This window comes from Streptomyces sp. NPDC036815, from assembly GCF_055609205.1.
In genome coordinates, this window is record NZ_JBVJPW010000005.1 from 385,582 (window position 1) to 400,858 (window position 15,277).

14 protein-coding genes are annotated in these 15,277 nt (G+C 72.4%); 7 read left to right on the top strand and 7 right to left on the bottom strand.

Annotated elements, in window-relative coordinates:
- The first annotated feature begins 17 nt into the window (after positions 1-17).
- Together ACZ69I_RS14880 and leuE are read left to right on the top strand one after the other, a co-directional pair.
- Entirely contained in the window at positions 18-1,598 is a 1,581-nt protein-coding gene (locus tag ACZ69I_RS14880) for an acyl-CoA mutase large subunit family protein (RefSeq protein WP_467670204.1), read from the top strand.
- A 61-nt stretch (positions 1,599-1,659) separates the two neighbouring features.
- On the top strand, positions 1,660-2,319 hold the full coding sequence (gene leuE, locus ACZ69I_RS14885; protein WP_470832425.1) for a leucine efflux protein LeuE: 660 nt from the start codon (positions 1,660-1,662) through the stop codon (positions 2,317-2,319).
- A gap of 12 nt (positions 2,320-2,331) precedes the next feature.
- Here the strand turns inward: leuE and ACZ69I_RS14890 are convergent, their stop codons facing one another.
- Both ACZ69I_RS14890 and ACZ69I_RS14895 read right to left on the bottom strand, forming a co-directional pair.
- Positions 2,332-2,799 carry a MarR family winged helix-turn-helix transcriptional regulator gene (locus tag ACZ69I_RS14890; protein ID WP_470832426.1) on the bottom strand — a complete coding sequence of 156 codons (468 nt, stop codon included), beginning with the start codon at positions 2,797-2,799 and terminating at the stop codon, positions 2,332-2,334.
- Between the two features lie 34 nt (positions 2,800-2,833).
- Positions 2,834-4,267, bottom strand: coding sequence for an FAD-dependent monooxygenase (locus ACZ69I_RS14895; RefSeq protein WP_470832428.1), 1,434 nt, complete (start codon positions 4,265-4,267; stop codon positions 2,834-2,836).
- 37 nt (positions 4,268-4,304) lie between these two features.
- On the opposite strand from ACZ69I_RS14895, the gene ACZ69I_RS14900 reads away from it, so the two are divergent.
- Complete coding sequence (locus ACZ69I_RS14900) at positions 4,305-4,952, top strand: TetR/AcrR family transcriptional regulator C-terminal domain-containing protein (protein ID WP_470832430.1); 648 nt, start codon at positions 4,305-4,307, stop codon at positions 4,950-4,952.
- Here the strand turns inward: ACZ69I_RS14900 and ACZ69I_RS14905 are convergent.
- Genes ACZ69I_RS14905 through ACZ69I_RS14915 form a run of 3 tightly spaced genes read right to left on the bottom strand, consistent with a single transcriptional unit; the run spans position 4,936 to position 8,524 of the window.
- Entirely contained in the window at positions 4,936-6,114 is a 1,179-nt protein-coding gene (locus ACZ69I_RS14905; protein ID WP_470832431.1) for an acyltransferase family protein, read from the bottom strand. The two genes, ACZ69I_RS14900 and ACZ69I_RS14905, sit on opposite strands and share 17 nt — an antisense overlap.
- The gene (locus ACZ69I_RS14910; RefSeq protein WP_470832433.1) at positions 6,111-7,547 is read right to left on the bottom strand and encodes an alpha-2,8-polysialyltransferase family protein; all 1,437 of its coding nucleotides are present in this window, start codon (positions 7,545-7,547) and stop codon (positions 6,111-6,113) included. Before ACZ69I_RS14910 ends, ACZ69I_RS14905 begins: the two co-directional genes overlap by 4 nt.
- Positions 7,547-8,524, bottom strand: a complete 978-nt coding sequence (locus ACZ69I_RS14915) for a glycosyltransferase family 2 protein (protein ID WP_467670190.1) — start codon at positions 8,522-8,524, stop codon at positions 7,547-7,549. The genes ACZ69I_RS14910 and ACZ69I_RS14915 overlap by 1 nt, the downstream gene beginning before the upstream one ends.
- Positions 8,525-8,722: 198 nt before the next feature.
- Here ACZ69I_RS14915 and ACZ69I_RS14920 point away from each other — a divergent pair, with 198 nt between their 5' ends.
- Genes ACZ69I_RS14920 through ACZ69I_RS14935 form a run of 4 tightly spaced genes read left to right on the top strand, consistent with a single transcriptional unit; the run spans position 8,723 to position 13,549 of the window.
- Positions 8,723-10,105, top strand: coding sequence for a DUF6716 putative glycosyltransferase (locus ACZ69I_RS14920; protein WP_470832435.1), 1,383 nt, complete (start codon positions 8,723-8,725; stop codon positions 10,103-10,105).
- Between the two features lie 26 nt (positions 10,106-10,131).
- Positions 10,132-11,436 carry a cytidylyltransferase domain-containing protein gene (locus ACZ69I_RS14925; RefSeq protein ID WP_470832436.1) on the top strand — a complete coding sequence of 435 codons (1,305 nt, stop codon included), beginning with the start codon at positions 10,132-10,134 and terminating at the stop codon, positions 11,434-11,436.
- 14 nt (positions 11,437-11,450) lie between these two features.
- On the top strand, positions 11,451-12,401 hold the full coding sequence (locus ACZ69I_RS14930; protein WP_467670184.1) for an N-acetylneuraminate synthase family protein: 951 nt from the start codon (positions 11,451-11,453) through the stop codon (positions 12,399-12,401).
- Between the two features lie 38 nt (positions 12,402-12,439).
- On the top strand, positions 12,440-13,549 hold the full coding sequence (locus ACZ69I_RS14935; RefSeq protein ID WP_467670182.1) for a hypothetical protein: 1,110 nt from the start codon (positions 12,440-12,442) through the stop codon (positions 13,547-13,549).
- Positions 13,550-13,570: 21 nt separating this feature from the next.
- On the opposite strand, the gene ACZ69I_RS14940 is transcribed toward ACZ69I_RS14935, so the two are convergent.
- Positions 13,571-14,017, bottom strand: a complete 447-nt coding sequence (locus ACZ69I_RS14940) for a protein-tyrosine phosphatase family protein (protein ID WP_467670180.1) — start codon at positions 14,015-14,017, stop codon at positions 13,571-13,573.
- A 9-nt stretch (positions 14,018-14,026) separates the two neighbouring features.
- Positions 14,027-14,938 carry a glutaminase gene (locus ACZ69I_RS14945; protein WP_470832438.1) on the bottom strand — a complete coding sequence of 304 codons (912 nt, stop codon included), beginning with the start codon at positions 14,936-14,938 and terminating at the stop codon, positions 14,027-14,029.
- Between the last annotated feature and the right edge of the window lie 339 nt (positions 14,939-15,277).

Here is a 15,277-nt window from a genome sequence, read left to right on the forward strand (position 1 = left end):
GGGCGCAAGCTGGACGCATGACACACGAGTCGGAATCAGGACTGCCCATCGAACCCGTGTACGGCCCCGACGCGCTGGCGGGCTGGGACCCGGCGGAGAAGCTCGGCGCCCCCGGCGCGTACCCCTTCACGCGCGGCGTCTACCCGACGATGTACACCGGCCGCCCCTGGACGATGCGGCAGTACGCCGGGTTCGGCACCGCCACCGAGTCCAACGCCCGCTACCGCCAGCTCATCGAGCACGGCACCACCGGCCTGTCCGTCGCCTTCGACCTGCCCACCCAGATGGGCCACGACTCCGACGCACCGATCGCGAGTGGCGAGGTCGGCAAGGTGGGCGTCGCCGTCGACTCGATCGACGACATGCGGGTCCTGTTCGACGGCATCCCGCTGGACAAGGTCTCCACGTCGATGACGATCAACGCGCCCGCCGCGCTGCTGCTGCTCCTCTACCAACTGGTCGCCGAGGAGCAGGGCGTCGCCGCCGGGCAGCTGACCGGCACGATCCAGAACGACGTGCTCAAGGAGTACATCGCACGCGGCACGTACATCTTCCCGCCCCAGCCGTCCCTGCGCCTGGTCGCGGACACCTTCCAGTACTGCCGGGCCGAGATCCCCCGCTGGAACACCATCTCGATCTCCGGCTACCACATGGCGGAGGCGGGTGCCTCGCCCGCGCAGGAGATCGCCTTCACGCTGGCCGACGGCATCGAGTACGTCCGTACGGCGGTCGCGGCGGGCATGGACGTGGACGACTTCGCGCCGCGCCTTTCCTTCTTCTTCGTGGCGCGCACGACCATCCTGGAAGAGGTCGCCAAGTTCCGTGCGGCCAGGCGGATCTGGGCCCGGGTGATGCGCGAGGAGTTCGGCGCGCGCGACCCCAAGTCCCTGATGCTGCGCTTCCACACGCAGACGGCGGGCGTCCAGCTCACCGCGCAGCAGCCCGAGGTGAACCTCGTCCGGGTGGCCGTGCAGGGCCTCGGCGCGGTGCTCGGCGGCACGCAGTCGCTGCACACCAACTCCTTCGACGAGGCCATCGCGCTGCCCACCGCCACGTCGGCCCGCCTGGCCCTGCGCACCCAGCAGGTCCTCGCGTACGAGACGGACGTGACGGCGACCGTGGACCCCTTCGCCGGGTCCTACGTCGTGGAGCGCATGACGGACGACGTGGAGGGCGCGGCCCTCGACCTGATGCGCCGGGTCGAGGACCTGGGCGGCGCGGTGCACGCCATCGAACAGGGCTTCCAGAAAGGCGAGATCGAGCGCAACGCCTACCGCATCGCGCAGGAGACGGACAGCGGCGAGCGCGTGGTGGTCGGCGTCAACCGCTTCCGGCTCGACGAGGAGGAGCCGTACGAGCCCCTGCGCGTCGACCCGGCCATCGAGGCCCAGCAGGCGGCCCGCCTCACCCGCCTCCGCGCGGAACGGGACCAGCGGGCGGTCGACGCGTCCCTCACGGCCCTGCGCGAGGCGGCGAAGGGTTCCGCCAACGTCCTCCACCCGATGAAGGAGGCCCTGCGCGCCCGCGCCACGGTGGGCGAGGTCTGCGACGCGCTGCGGGAGGTGTGGGGGGCGTACGTGCCGACCGACGCGTTCTGACGGGTGTCCGCAGTCCGGACGCCGTTCGAGCCGCTCCGCGGGGGCGTGCGAGACTCCCGCCATGTTGGGTGTCACCGATCTTCCGACCTATCTCGCGGGCCTCGCACTGATCATTCTGCTGCCGGGTCCGAACTCCCTGTACGTGCTCTCCGTGGCCGCCCGACGGGGCGTGCGGACCGGTTACACCGCGGCCGCGGGCGTCTGGTGCGGCGATACCGTCCTGATGACGCTGTCCGCCGCCGGAGTGGCCTCGCTGCTGCAGGCCAACGCGGTGCTCTTCGGGATCGTGAAGTACGCGGGCGCCGGGTACCTGGCGTGGCTCGCGGTCGGGATGCTGCGGGGCGCCCTCGCCCTGTGGCGCGCGCGGCACGAGAAGGCCGCGGACGTGGCGGGCGGGGGCGGCGGCACCGGGAGCCCCGCCGAGCGGCCGTTCCGCAGGGCTCTGGTGATCAGTCTGCTCAATCCGAAGGCGATCCTGTTCTTCATCGCCTTCTTCGTGCAGTTCGTCGACGCCGACTACGCCTACCCGGCGCTCTCCTTCGTCGTCCTCGGCGCCTTCGCGCAGCTCGCGAGCGTCCTCTACCTGACGGCCCTGATCTTCAGCGGGACCCGGCTCGCGGACGCCTTCCGCCGCCGCAGGCGCCTTGCGGCGGGCGCCTCGTCGGCGGCGGGTGCGCTGTTCCTCGGGTTCGCGGTGAAGCTGTCGCTCAGCAGCGTCTGATGCGCACCGCACTCACTGGTGCCAGGCCGAGCCGCCCACGTTGTGGATCATGCGCTGGAGGACCTTCAGGGTGCGGACGTAGTCCTCGTCCGTGATGCCCTCGTGGATCTGCGCGCGCAGCTCCTTCTGGCGTTCGGCGACGCGGTCCCGGAGCGTGCGGCCCTCGTCGGTGAGGGCGATGCGGCCCGTGTCGTCCTCGGTGATCAGGCCGCGGTCGCGCAGGGCCCCGATGTCGTGGTGCAGGGCGCCCTCGCCGACTTCGAGGTAGCCCTTCAGGGCGGCCACGACCTCGTCGCGGTGGCGGCCGTCCGGGGCCTGCGGGAGCTGGTTGAGGGTCCACCACTGGGGCTGGGTGAGCCCCATCCCGGCGAGGGTGGTGCGGATGTGGTGGACGACGGCCGCGCCCGCCGCCGAACTCCAGTAGCCGACGGGCTGGCCCGCGAGGTCCGCGTCGCTGTGCGAATACGTGAAACTGGTCATGCACCGGAATCTAGAACTTCAAGCGCACTTGAGGTCAACACCCGCACCGCGCCAGGTACTCCGTGAGCCCGTCCCGCGCGTCGGCGCCCGCCCAGCCCACGTAGCCGTCCGGGCGCACCAGGAACAGGCCCTTTCCGTACGGCTCGTACGCGGGGACGCGGTGGACGTGCACCAACTCCTGGTCCAGCGGCGGTAGTTCGCCGTCCGTTCCGACCGCGAGGAGGGTGCAGTGCGGGCCGCGGAACGCGTCGAACAGCGTGCCGGTGCCGCACGGCCCGTCCGGCGCCCGGTCGCCCGCCCGCAGCTCCTCATCGCCCACGCCCGCCCGGGTCTCCACCGCCAGTGACGACGCGCGGTAGCCGATGCCGAGCTGCCGGGTAGCCGCACCGCGCCGCGCCTCGCCCCGGTGGATCCGGGTGGAGAGGCCCAGCATCTGCGCGGCGTTGGGCAGCCGCTCCTCCTCGTACGTGTCGAGCAGGGCGGCGGGCGCGCCGTGCCGCAGCACCGCGCCCAGCTTCCAGCCCAGGTTGTAGGCGTCCTGGACGCTGGTGTTCAGGCCCTGGCCGCCGGCGGGCGAGTGGACGTGCGCCGCGTCGCCCGCCAGGAAGACGCGGCCCTCGCGGAAGCGGTCCGCAAGGGCCGCGCGCGGCCGGAAGTCGGACGCCCAGCGCAGCTCGGTCACGTCGTCGGCGTCCAGGTGCGTGCGGGCGGCGACGAGCTCCCGTACGCCCCGGAGGGAGAGGTCGGGAGTGGCCCCCGCGGGGAACTGGGCGGTCAGCTGGAAGTCCGCGGTCCCGGGCAGCGGGCAGATCGCCGTGTACAGGCCGCTGTCGTCGGTGGCCGGGAACATGTGCCAGTTGTCCCGGTCGAGCGCGCGGACGCGGACGTCGGCCACCAGGATCGGGTTCGGGTCGACGGTCTCGCCGGTCATCGTGATACCGAGGGCCCGGCGCAGGGTGGAGCGGCCGCCGTCCGCCGCCACCGCGTACGCCGCGCGCACCGCCGCGCCCGTCGAGAGCCGCGCGGTGACCCCGTCGGGAGCCTGCGCGAGCTCCGTCACCGCCGCGCCGAACACGACGTCGCCGCCGAGCTCCCGCAGCCGGGCGAGCAGGATCTCCTGGGTGCGCCACTGGGGGAGCAGGCACGGCTCGATGTACGGGGCGGTCTCCGTCGACTCCGGCGGGTCATACATCCGGTGCTCGCCCTGCCGCACGCCGTCCCGCCACACCATGCCGACCGGGAGCGGCCCGCCCGCCGCCATGACCGCGCCGACCACGCCCAGGTCGTCGAAGACCTCCATGGTGCGGGGTTGCAGACCCTTGCCGCGCGAGCCGGGGAAGAGGGCCGGGGCCTGCTCGGCCACGAGGGTGCGCACGCCGCGCCGCGCGAGGTCGCAGGCGAGGGTGAGGCCGGTCGGACCGGCGCCCACGACGAGCACACCGGTTTCCTTAACGTCGTTAAGTTCCATGGCGGAAGCCTGCGCTTAACGGTGTTAAATTGTCAAGGTGGCCACAACGAAACTGGACCGCGCCCGCGTCGCGCGCACCGCACTCGACCTGCTGAACGAGACCGGACTCGAAGGGCTCACCCTGCGCGCCATCGCACAGCGCCTCGACGTCAAGGCACCCGCCCTGTACTGGCACTTCAAGGACAAACAGGCGCTGCTCGACGAGATGGCCACCGAGATGATGCGGCGGATGGGCGAGGAGTTCCTGAGCACCCCCGGCCCCGACTGGCAGTCCACGCTCACCGGCGCGATGCGGGGCCTGCGCGCGCATCTGCTGCGCTACCGCGACGGCGCCAAGGTGTTCAGCGGCACGCGCTACACGGACCTGTCGTACGCGGCGCCGATGGAGGCCATGCTGCGGGTGCTCGTCGAGGCGGGCTTCGCGCCGGGCCCGGCCGCGCGCGCCTGGTTCACCGTGTACAGCTACACGATCGGCTACGTCATCGAGGAGCAGTTCACGGCCCCCGACCCGGTCCGCGGCGAGGGCGGCTACGACCTCGCCGAGCGCGCCGAGCGCCTCGCCGCGTACCCGCTGATCGCGGCGGCGGGCGAGGAGATGTTCGGCGCGCACGACCGCGGCTTCGAGGAGGGGCTCGCCGCGGTCGTGGCGGGGATCGGGGCGACGCTCGTCACCGCCGGGCGGTGAGCTCCGGGGGCGTGGGGTCCCGGGTGAGGCCCGAGCGGATCAGCGGGGTGAGCCGCTTCTCCACGAACCGGTTGAGGAGCCACGCGAGGACCAGCATCGCGGCGATCGTCAGGCCGAACGTCGCGTACGACGGCAGGCCCAGACGGCGGTGCAGCGCCTCCACCGTCACCCAGCCCAGATGCTCGTGCACCAGGTAGAAGGGGTACGTCAGCGCCCCGGCCACGGTCAGCCAGCGCCAGTTCACCCGGTCCAGATGGCCGAGGGCGATCACGAGGACCGCCGCGAAGCCGGCCGTCACCACGGCGACGATCACGGACGCGGAGCGGTAGGAGAAGAAGTCCGGGTTCGGGGCGTGCCACAGCTGCTCGACCGCGTAGTGCTGGCCGATCAGCCAGCTCACGCCCGTGATGCCCCACGCGGTCAGGTCGCGGCGGTCGCGGTGGATCAGGTAGATCCCGATGCCGCCGACGAAGAACGGCGCGTACTGCGGCATCAGGACCAGTTCGAGCAGCGGCTCGTCGGCGGCCTCGGCGACGGCCGCGGCCAGCGTCCACACCGCGCAGAACAGCATGACCCGGGCGCGGGTCGCGCCCGGCAGAACCACGCAGAGCGCGAACAGGGCGTAGAAGCGCAGCTCCGCCCAGAGCGTCCAGCACACGCCGAGCACCCGGTCCGCACCGAGCGGCTGCTGCAGCATGGTGAGGTTGACCAGCGCGTCGCTGGGCGCGACCGCCTCGTACGCGACGGCGGGCAGTGCGAAGACCGCCGTGACCAGGACGATCGCCACCCAGTAGGCGGGCAGCAGCCGGGACGCCCGGGACGCGAAGAACGAGCGCAGCGGCTTGCCCCAGCCGCTCATGCAGATCACGAAGCCGCTGATCACGAAGAAGATCTGCACGCCGAGACAGCCGTACGCGAACCATTCACTGGCCGTCGGGAACTGCTCCCTCGGCGAGCTGCCCCAGGCCCGGGCGATCTCGCCGTCACGGCCGCCGTAGTGGTAGGCGGCGACCATGAGCGCGGCGACCAGGCGCAGCCCGTCGAGGGCGCGCAGCCGGGGCCTCCCGCGGGTGGGCCGGGCGGTGTGGCCGGCGGCGGGAGCGGACACCGCGGTGGGTATCGCGGCGGGCCCGGCGGTGTCCGTGGTGGCGGGCGGCGTCATCCGAGCGCGGTCCGCTTGAGCGAACGCTGCACCGAACGCGCGCGGCGGGCGACGCGGCGGACGGCCGCGTTGCGCGGGATGAAGGCGAGCTGCGAGGGGACGGCGCCGGGCAGCGCGAGCGCGGTGAGGCGGCGCCGCTTGAAGTAGCGCCAGGTCGCGGGGGTGAGGTTCCGCGCGAGGTAGCGCTCGGCCTCGGGGCGCAGCCGGGGGTATATCTGCGGCTGCATCGCGAAGCCGACGGCCTTGAGGAGGTGGGTCAACTCGCCGGTGCCCAGGCCCGGTTCCCTTGCCTGGACCGCCGCGCGGTCGGTGAGTTCGGGCAGCAGCGCGTCGACGATGGTGACCGGGACGCGGTTGCTGTTCTGGTAGGGCGCGAGGCGCTCCAGGAGGAGGTCCGTGCCGGTGCGGGCGGCGGGCAGGCCGTACAGTGCGGTCGCCGTGAGCAGCGCGGTGGAGAAGCAGCCGACGACGAGCGCGGGCCGCATCCGCTGGTAGAGGACCTCGGCGAGTACGGGGGTTTCGAGCACCGTGAGCTCGACGCCGATCTTCCGGGCCTCCTTCTCCAGGGCGCGCGACCAGCGGGCCGGGGCCGTGGGGTGGGGCTTGAACACCACCTGGGTGTGGCCCAGTTCGGCCGCGCCGCGCACCATCCGGATGTGCAGCTCCTCCTCTTCCTCGGGGGTGAGGATGGAGAGCGCGGAGAGGTACTGGCCGAGGACGAGCGCGGGGCTTTCGAGCTCGGGGAGCAGGCCCGCCGACTCGGCCTCGTCGTCCGCGAGTTCGGCCAGGACCCGCACGAACGCGTCGGTCGGCACGACCTCCGGGGCGACCCCGAACTCGGTCAGGAGCAGCGGGGTGAGGCCCGGCACCAGATCCAGGTGGAGCAGGCGCCGCACGCGGGTGCCGACCAGCGGGTCGAGCTTGTTGCGGGTGGGGCCGTAGCTCATCAGGCCGTCGGCGTAGACGTCCACGGGGACGCCGGTGAAGATCTGCGCGAGGGCGAGGGCGGGGTTGACCTGGATGGACTCGACGGCCAGTTCGACGTCGTCGTCACCGAGGTCCCAGAGCAGCCGGACGTAGCGCTCCCACAGCACGACGTCGTCGCCGCGCGGGGCCCAGCCGCCGGGGTGGAAGGGGGCGATGGTCTCGTTCCAGGACCGCACCTCGTCGAACCGCCCGCGCAGCCGCGCGAACCCCGGCATCTCGTCCAGGGGTGGCGTCGTCTCGGGCGTCGCCGCGTTGTTGCTGACCAGGAGGATGCGGCGGTCGGCGGGGCCGAACCGGCCCGCGTCCAGGGCGGCGGCGAGCGTCGCGACGCCGTACAGCGTGGACGCCAGGAAGATCTGCGTCGTACGGGACGTCGGCGCCGTACGGGACGTCGGCGTCGTACGGGATGTCGGCGCCGTACGGGACGAGGCCGGGGAGGGCGCCATCACGCGGCCACCTCCGACGGCACCGGGCGCCGGCGCAGCCTGCGCAGCCGGGTCGCCCGCTGGACGTCCATGGAGTCGAGCGCGTCGTCGAGCACGCCCTGCGGCATCCGCTTCAGCGCGGCCGCACTCATTGACTTCAATTTCCGCGCCACGGATGGCTCGAACCTTTCGATGGATCCCAAATGGTGGGAGATGATCGCGCAATACGTGCGCACGGCCTTCGGCAGGAGTTCGTCCGCGTCGCGGTCCGCCGCGGTTTCCCGTACCACCTGGTCGAACGCTTTGATGAAATCGAGCTGGCGTACGTCGCCGATCTGCGTCAATGACGAGGCGACGCCGCGCCGGTAGAACACCCCGAGAAGGCTCACCGCGGCGAAGGATTCCGCCTCGCGGTGCAGCCGCCAGATCCAGGGCCGGTCCTCCGCGGTGCGCAGGCCGTCGGTGAAGTGCAGCAGGCCCCGGTCGGCGAGCCTGCGGTGGTAGATGCCCGCCCAGGCGTACGCGTAGTCGACGGACGTCGAGCGGTCGGCGGGGAGGATCACGTCGCGCGGATTCATCACCACGCCCCGCCTGCCGTGCGGTACGCGGTGCACGGTGCGGGCCCGCGCGGTGCACTGGACGTGGTCGGTGCGCACGAAATCGCAGCCCAACTCCTCGATGGAGGAGAGGAGTTGCGCGAAGTAGCCGGGCGCGAGCCAGTCGTCACCGTCCAGGAAGGTGAGGTACTCGCCGCGCGCCGCGTCGAGGCCCGTGTTGCGGGCGGTCGCGAGGCCGCCGTTGGTCTCGTGTCGGAGGTGGACGGCGCCGGGAAGCTCGCGCGCCGCACGCTCCAGGATGTCCGGAGTCTCGTCGCGCGAGCAGTCGTCGACGAGGATGAATTCGAAGTCGTCACGTGCGTTCGCACGCAGACTCCGCAAGGTGTCGGGAGCGTATTGCTGCACGTTGTAGAACGGCACGATGACGGAGAGCTTAACCACGTGGGTGACGTTAGGTGTCAGCCCGTCATTCGGGTCGACCCGCGGTGGGATGGCAGGTGAACGACGCGTGGCGGAATGGTTAACCGGGCCGCCGAAAAAGCCGTTCCCGAGCTGATTCGCCATTCGTCGGCATGCTGTTAACCGTTTGTTGCACCTGAGTTGGGCCGCGAATCGAAATGGATTCCTAGCGTCTGGGACGTGCCAGCAAGCAACCAGAACCCGCTGCGGGTCGCCGTGCTCGCCGACTCCGATACGCGATGGAAATGGGGCGCTCTCACCGCGAACCGCATCGTATCGGGCGCTCGGCCCCACGGCAGTGCCCCCGAAGGCCACCGGCTCAGTGGGTACCTGCTCCGCGGCCGGGCCACCCCCACGCCCCGGCAGCTCGACGAGGTGGGCGTGCGCGCGGACTCCCTGCGCGAGGTCACCGCCGTCGAGTTCCTGCGCGAGGTGGAGCGGGACGCGCCCGACGTGATCGTCCTCGCCCTGGTGGGCGGGGCGGTCCAGGCGGTGCTGCACGGACTCGCCCGCATCACCCAGGACGCCCGCCTCACCGGCGCCCGGCCGCGCCGCCCCGTCGTCGTCACCGGCTACGTCGGCGTCGTCTACGAGAAGCTCGCCGACGGCCTCCTCCTGCGGCACGGCGCGGACGTCGTCCTCGCCAACTCCCGCCAGGACGCCGAGCGCTTCCGCGCAGTGTACGAGGGGGTGGGCGCCGACGCCTCGGCGGTGACCGAGGCGGCGCTGCCGTTCCTGGGCGGCGCACCGTACGACAAGCGCGACGACGCGGACGAGGAGCGGCACCCCTACACCGTCGTCTTCGCCGCCCAGCCCTCCGTGCCGGAGACCGCCGCGCACCGCACCTACCTGCTGCGCCGGCTCGCCGAGCACGCCAGGCTGCACCCCGACCGCGAGGTCCTGCTCAAGCTGCGCAGCAAGCCCGGCGAACACACCACGCACATCGAGGAACTGCCCTACCAGAAGCTGGCCCAGCGCATCGACGGCGGCCTGCCCGCCAACTGCCGCCTCGTGTACGGCCACATGGGCGAGGTCCTGGACCGCACCGACCTCCTGGTCACCGTCAGCTCCACGGCCGCGCTCGAATCCCTGCACCGCCGCATCCCCACCGCGGTCCTCACCGACCTCGGGGTGCGCGAGGCGCTCGGCAACCACCACTTCACCGGCTCCGGATGCCTCGCCTCCTGGGACCAGCTGGACGCGGGCCACCTGCCCGAGCCCGACGAGCGGTGGCTGGCACGGCAGGGCGTCGCCGCCGACGGAGCGTACGAGAAGGCCTTCGACGCGGCCCGCCGGCGCGTCGAGGACCTGCTCGCCGAGGCGGCAGCGGGCGGCCTCGCGCCCCTCGCGCCCTACTACGGCCTCGGCACCGCCCGCGGCTATCTGCCCGGCATCCTCGCCCGCCACCACCTCGGCCCCGACGGCGCGCCGCTGCCGGGCGCCCCCGCCGCCGACAAGGACCCCGGACCCGTACGGCAGATCGTGCGCCGCGCGGCCCGCGGCGCCTACCGCCACGGTGTGCAGCGCGTGGCCCCCGTCATCCGGCGGATGGGCGAGCTGTGAGCCCCCGTCCCTCCCAAGGAGCCCCCATGCCCCACCCCGCCCCCGCGAGCACACCGGCCCGCCGCGTGCTCGCCGTCATCCCCGCCCGCGGCGGCTCCAAGGGCGTGCCCGCCAAGAACCTCGCCCCGGTCGGCGGCGTGCCCCTGGTGGCGCGCGCCATCCGCGAGTGCCTGGCCGCGCGGCTCGTCACGGACGTCGTCGTCTCCACCGACGACCACGTGATCGCCGAGGCCGCCCGCGCCGCCGGCGCCGAGGTGGTCCTGCGCCCCGCCGCGATCGCAGGCGACACCGCGACCAGCGAGGCGGCCGTCCTGCACGCCATGGACGCCCACGAGACGCTGCACGGCGCGGCCGTCGACGTGGTCCTGCTCGTGCAGTGCACCAGCCCCTTCCTCACCCGCGAGGACATCGACAAGGTGGCCTCGGCGGTCGCCGAGCACGGCGCCGACACGGCCGTCACGGTGGCGCCCTTCCACGGCTTCGTCTGGCGCGACGCGGCGGACGACGCGGACGGACCCGCCGAGGTCCCCGCGCAGCGCACCGACGCGGCGGGCGGCACGGTGACGCTCGCCAACTCCACCAGGACGCGCGGCGGTTACGGCGTCAACCACGACAAGTCGTTCCGCCCGCGCCGCCAGGACCGGCCCCAGGACCTCCTGGAGACCGGCGCCGCCTACGCGATGGACGCGATCGGCTTCCGCACCGAGAAGCACCGCTTCTTCGGCCGCACCGAACCGGTCCGCACCGACCCCGCCCGCGTCCTGGAGATCGACGACCCGCACGATCTCGCCCGCGCCCGCGCGCTCGCTCCGCTCTTCGACGCGGACCGCGCGGACGCCCTCCCGACCGCAGCCGACATCGACGCGGTCGTCCTCGACTTCGACGGCACCCAGACCGACGACAGGGTGCTGGTCGACTCCGAGGGACGGGAGTTCGTCTCCGTGCACCGCGGCGACGGACTCGGCATCGCGGCCCTCCGCAGGAGCGGCCTGAAGATGCTGATCCTGTCCACGGAACAGAACCCGGTCGTCGCCGCGCGCGCGGGCAAGCTCAAGCTTCCCGTCCTGCACGGCATCGACCGGAAAGACCTCGCACTGAAGCAGTGGTGCGAGGAGCAGGGCATCGCTCCCGAGCGCGTGCTCTACGTCGGCAACGACGTCAATGACCTCCCGTGCTTCGCCCTCGTGGGCTGGCCCGTGGCGGTCGCGAGCGCCCACGACGTCGTACGCGGCGCCGCACGCGCGGTCACCACCGTCCCCGGTGGTGAGGGCGCGATCCGAGAGATCGCCACCTGGATCCTCGGCCCCTCTCTCGACTCCCTCCACAGTTAAGGAAAGTTCCTGCCATGAGCACCGTCTCCCCCATCGACGCCAACTCCCGCCTGCGCCGGTTCGGTTCGAAGACCGCCGGCCCCGGTCAGCCCGTGTACATCACCGGCGAGATCGGCATCAACCACAACGGCGACCTGGAGAACGCGTTCGCGCTCATCGACGTGGCCGCCGACGCGGGCTGCGACGCGGTCAAGTTCCAGAAGCGCACCCCGGAGATCTGCACCCCGCGCGACCAGTGGGACATCGAGCGCGACACCCCCTGGGGCCGCATGACGTACATCGACTACCGCCACCGCGTGGAGTTCGGCGAGTCCGAGTACCAGGCCATCAGCGAGCACTGCGCCAAGCGCGGCATCGACTGGTTCGCCTCCCCGTGGGACACCGAGGCCGTCGCGTTCCTGGAGAAGTTCGACCTGCCCGCCCACAAGGTCGCCTCCGCGTCCCTCACGGACGACGAGCTGCTCCGCGCCCTGCGCGCCACCGGCCGCACGGTCATCCTCTCCACCGGCATGTCGACGCCGAAGCAGATCCGCCACGCGGTCGAGGTCCTCGGCAGCGACAACATCCTGATGTGCCACGCCACGTCGACGTACCCGGCGCAGGCGGAGGAGCTCAACCTCCGTGTGATCAACACCCTGCAGGCCGAGTACCCGAACGTCCCGATCGGCTACTCCGGCCACGAGACCGGCCTGCAGACCACGCTCGCCGCCGTCGCCCTCGGCGCCACCTTCGTCGAGCGCCACATCACCCTCGACCGCGCCATGTGGGGCTCCGACCAGGCCGCCTCGGTCGAGCCGCAGGGCCTCACCCGCCTCGTCCGTGACATCCGCACCATCGAGGCGTCCCTCGGCGACGGCGTCAAGAAGGTCTACGAGTCGGAGCTCGGCCCCATGAAGAAGCTGCGCCGCGTGGCCGGTGTCGTCGCCGAGGCGGAGTCCGCCGAGGCCGAGCCGGTCGCGGTCTGACCGCGCGGACCGCGCTGACGGGAGACGGACACCCAACGATGAGCCCCCGAGTCGGCCGAGGCGCCGACACCACAGCCGCGCCGGCCGGTGCGGACTCCACGCTCGCCTTCGTGGAGAGCCCGGTTCAGCTGCTCAACGTCCTGGAGTGGGCGCACGCCGCGGCCGCGACCGGCCAGGCCGGGGGCCTCACCGTCGTCGTCCTCTCCCCGAACGACCCCATGACGCGGGGCCAGCTGCGCCGCATGGCGCAGCTGGCCCGCGACGAGGGCGTCGAGGTCCGCTGGGAGGAGGCGCGCGGCGGCGCGACGGCTCCGTTCCACACCGTCGGAGGCCTGAGCGGCGCCCTGCGCAGGGCCGACCGGGTCGTCATAGGCGACCCGTTCTCCCGCTACGTGCAGCTCCTGCTCACCATCACCAGGGCCCGCTCCCTGGTCGTCGTCGACGACGGTACGGCCACCATGGAGTTCATCTCCCAGCTGGCCCGCGGCGAACGCCTGCAGCGCTGGCACCGCAAGGGCGGCAGGCCGGGCCCCCGCGACCTGCTCTTCGCCCCCGTCTCGGCGTCGGCGCGCCGCCGCCTCACGCCCGGCGGGACCCGCACCGTGGAGGTCTTCTCCTCCATGCCGATCGACAGCGCCCCGGACGGTGTACGGGTGACGCCCAACACGTTCGCCTGGACCCGGGAGCGCTTCGGCCCGCCCCGGATCACCCGCGGCTCCGACCTGGTCGGCACGTCCCTGGTGGAGACGGGCGTGGTCGACCCCGACCGCTACGTCGAAGCGGTCCGCGCCCTCTCCCTCACCCACGGCGCCACCCGCTACTTCGCCCACCGCCGCGAGAGCTCCGAGAAGCTCCACCGGCTGGCGGTCGAGACGGGCCTCCAGGTGGTCCGCCCGGACCTTCCCCTGGAACTCATCGCCCGCCGCGGCCCCATCGGCCGCACGATTCTCAGCTTCCCCTCCACCGTCGTCCACACCCTGCCGCTCGCCCTGGCGGGCACGGACGTGAAGGTGGCGGTCTGCGACATCGACCCCGCCTGGCTCACGGAGACGGCGTCCCCGCGCGCGCAGGGGTTCCTGTCGGGCGTGACGGGCACGGCACGGGACGTGCACCGCCTGACGTCGGTACGGCATGCGGCCCCGGCGTAACGAAGGGCGGCCACGGCGGGATTACGGGGTGAACCGGGCCACGTAACGCCGCTGCCACGGGGTCTCCACGGCGCGCCGGTCGTAGTGCTCGCGTACGAAGGCGACGGCGTCCACGGCGGGTACGCCGTCCAGCACGGCGACGCAGGCCAGCGCGGTCCCGGTCCGGCCGCGCCCGCCCTCGCAGGCGACCTCGACGCGCTCGTCCGCGGCCCGCTCCCACACCTCGCGCAGCAGCGTGCGCGCCGCCTCCCGATCACGGGGCAGCCGGAAGTCGGGCCAGCGCAACCACCGTGCTTCCCAGGGGACTTCGGCCGGCTGCTTCCCCAGCAGATACACCCCGAGATCGGGTACGTCCCCCTCGGGCAGCGGCCGCCGCAGCCCCCGCCCCCTGACGAGCCGCCCGGAGGGCAGCCGCAGTACGCCGGGGGTGCCGGGCCGCCAGGTCGGTGCACTGCCGTGGTCGGTCATGGGCGGACCCTAGAACACCGACCAGCCGGTCACGCTGGTGAAGTGGTCGAGCGCCGCGACGCCCGCCACGGAGTTGCCGTACGTGTCCAGGCCCGGGCTCCAGACGCACAGGGTGCAACGCCCCGGGATCACCGCGACGATGCCGCCGCCGACGCCGCTCTTGCCCGGCAGGCCCACGCGGTAGGCGAAGCTGCCCGCCGCGTCGTACGTACCGCAGGTGAGCATGATCGCGTTGACCTGCTTCGCGGCCCGCAGCGGCAGCAGCCGCGTACCGTCGTTGCGCAGTCCGTGCCGGGCCAGGAAGGCTCCCGAGAGGGCGAGGTCCCGGCAGCTCATGCTGATCGCGCACTGCCGGAAGTAGTGCTCCAGGACGGTGGCCACGGGGTTGTCGAGGTTGCCGTAGCTCGCCATGAAGTGGGCGAGGGCCGCGTTGCGGTCGCCGTTCTCGGCCTCGGAGGCGGCCACGACGGGGTCGAAGGCGACATCAGGGTTGCCGCTCTCCGCGCGCAGGAACTCCAGCATCGTCGTACCGGCGTCCCCGGTGAGGCTCTGCAGCCGGTCGGTGACGACGAGCGCGCCCGCGTTGATGAACGGATTGCGCGGAATGCCGTTCTCGTACTCCAGCTGGACCAGCGAGTTGAAGGGGTTACCGGACGGCTCCGTCCCGACCCGGTCCCAGATCCGCTCGCCCCCCTCGGCGAGGACGAGCGCGAGACTGAAGGCCTTGGAAATGGACTGCACGGAGAACGGCACCTGCCAGTCCCCGACCCCGTACACCTCCCCGTCGACGTCGGCGACGGCGATACCGAACCGCTCGGCGTCGACATCCGCGAGCGCCGGAATGTACCCGGCGACCTGACCGCGGCCCACGAGCGGCCGCGCGAAGGCGGCGACTTCTTCGAGAACGGCCTGGTAGTCCACAGCGTGAGCCTTCTGCAGGTACGACGCGACCGTTTCATCCTGAAAAGTCGCTGGTTACGGAGGTATGTCGTCGGTGCCCCCAGGATAACGCGTGCCTGGACGCCCCGACCTTGACGGCGGAGGCTACCGCTGCCGCAGGGGGCGGGTGAGTTCGGGCTGAGGCTGCCGGAGAGGGGGTCGTCTTCGGTGGGCCGGTGTCGTTGATGGTTGCCGGGGCCGCCCGGTTTTTTGCGGAGTGTGGCGGCTCCGGGCCGGCAGTAAAGGGCGCTCCTACGTCGCGTCGGCTGCGCCGATTCCGCTGCGCTCCACCCTTGACTCCCGTCCCTCCACCGCACGTTG

What these genes read in the sequence shown, in the direction of transcription:
- ACZ69I_RS14880 (WP_467670204.1), top strand. Translation starts at nt 18, where the DNA reads ATGACACACGAGTCGGAATCAGGACTGCCCATCGAACCCGTGTACGGC.
- leuE (WP_470832425.1), top strand. Translation starts at nt 1,660, where the DNA reads ATGTTGGGTGTCACCGATCTTCCGACCTATCTCGCGGGCCTCGCACTG.
- ACZ69I_RS14890 (WP_470832426.1), bottom strand. Translation starts at nt 2,799, where the DNA reads ATGACCAGTTTCACGTATTCGCACAGCGACGCGGACCTCGCGGGCCAG.
- ACZ69I_RS14895 (WP_470832428.1), bottom strand. Translation starts at nt 4,267, where the DNA reads ATGGAACTTAACGACGTTAAGGAAACCGGTGTGCTCGTCGTGGGCGCC.
- ACZ69I_RS14905 (WP_470832431.1), bottom strand. Translation starts at nt 6,114, where the DNA reads ATGACGCCGCCCGCCACCACGGACACCGCCGGGCCCGCCGCGATACCC.
- ACZ69I_RS14910 (WP_470832433.1), bottom strand. Translation starts at nt 7,547, where the DNA reads ATGGCGCCCTCCCCGGCCTCGTCCCGTACGGCGCCGACATCCCGTACG.
- ACZ69I_RS14925 (WP_470832436.1), top strand. Translation starts at nt 10,132, where the DNA reads ATGCCCCACCCCGCCCCCGCGAGCACACCGGCCCGCCGCGTGCTCGCC.
- ACZ69I_RS14930 (WP_467670184.1), top strand. Translation starts at nt 11,451, where the DNA reads ATGAGCACCGTCTCCCCCATCGACGCCAACTCCCGCCTGCGCCGGTTC.
- ACZ69I_RS14935 (WP_467670182.1), top strand. Translation starts at nt 12,440, where the DNA reads ATGAGCCCCCGAGTCGGCCGAGGCGCCGACACCACAGCCGCGCCGGCC.
- ACZ69I_RS14940 (WP_467670180.1), bottom strand. Translation starts at nt 14,017, where the DNA reads ATGACCGACCACGGCAGTGCACCGACCTGGCGGCCCGGCACCCCCGGC.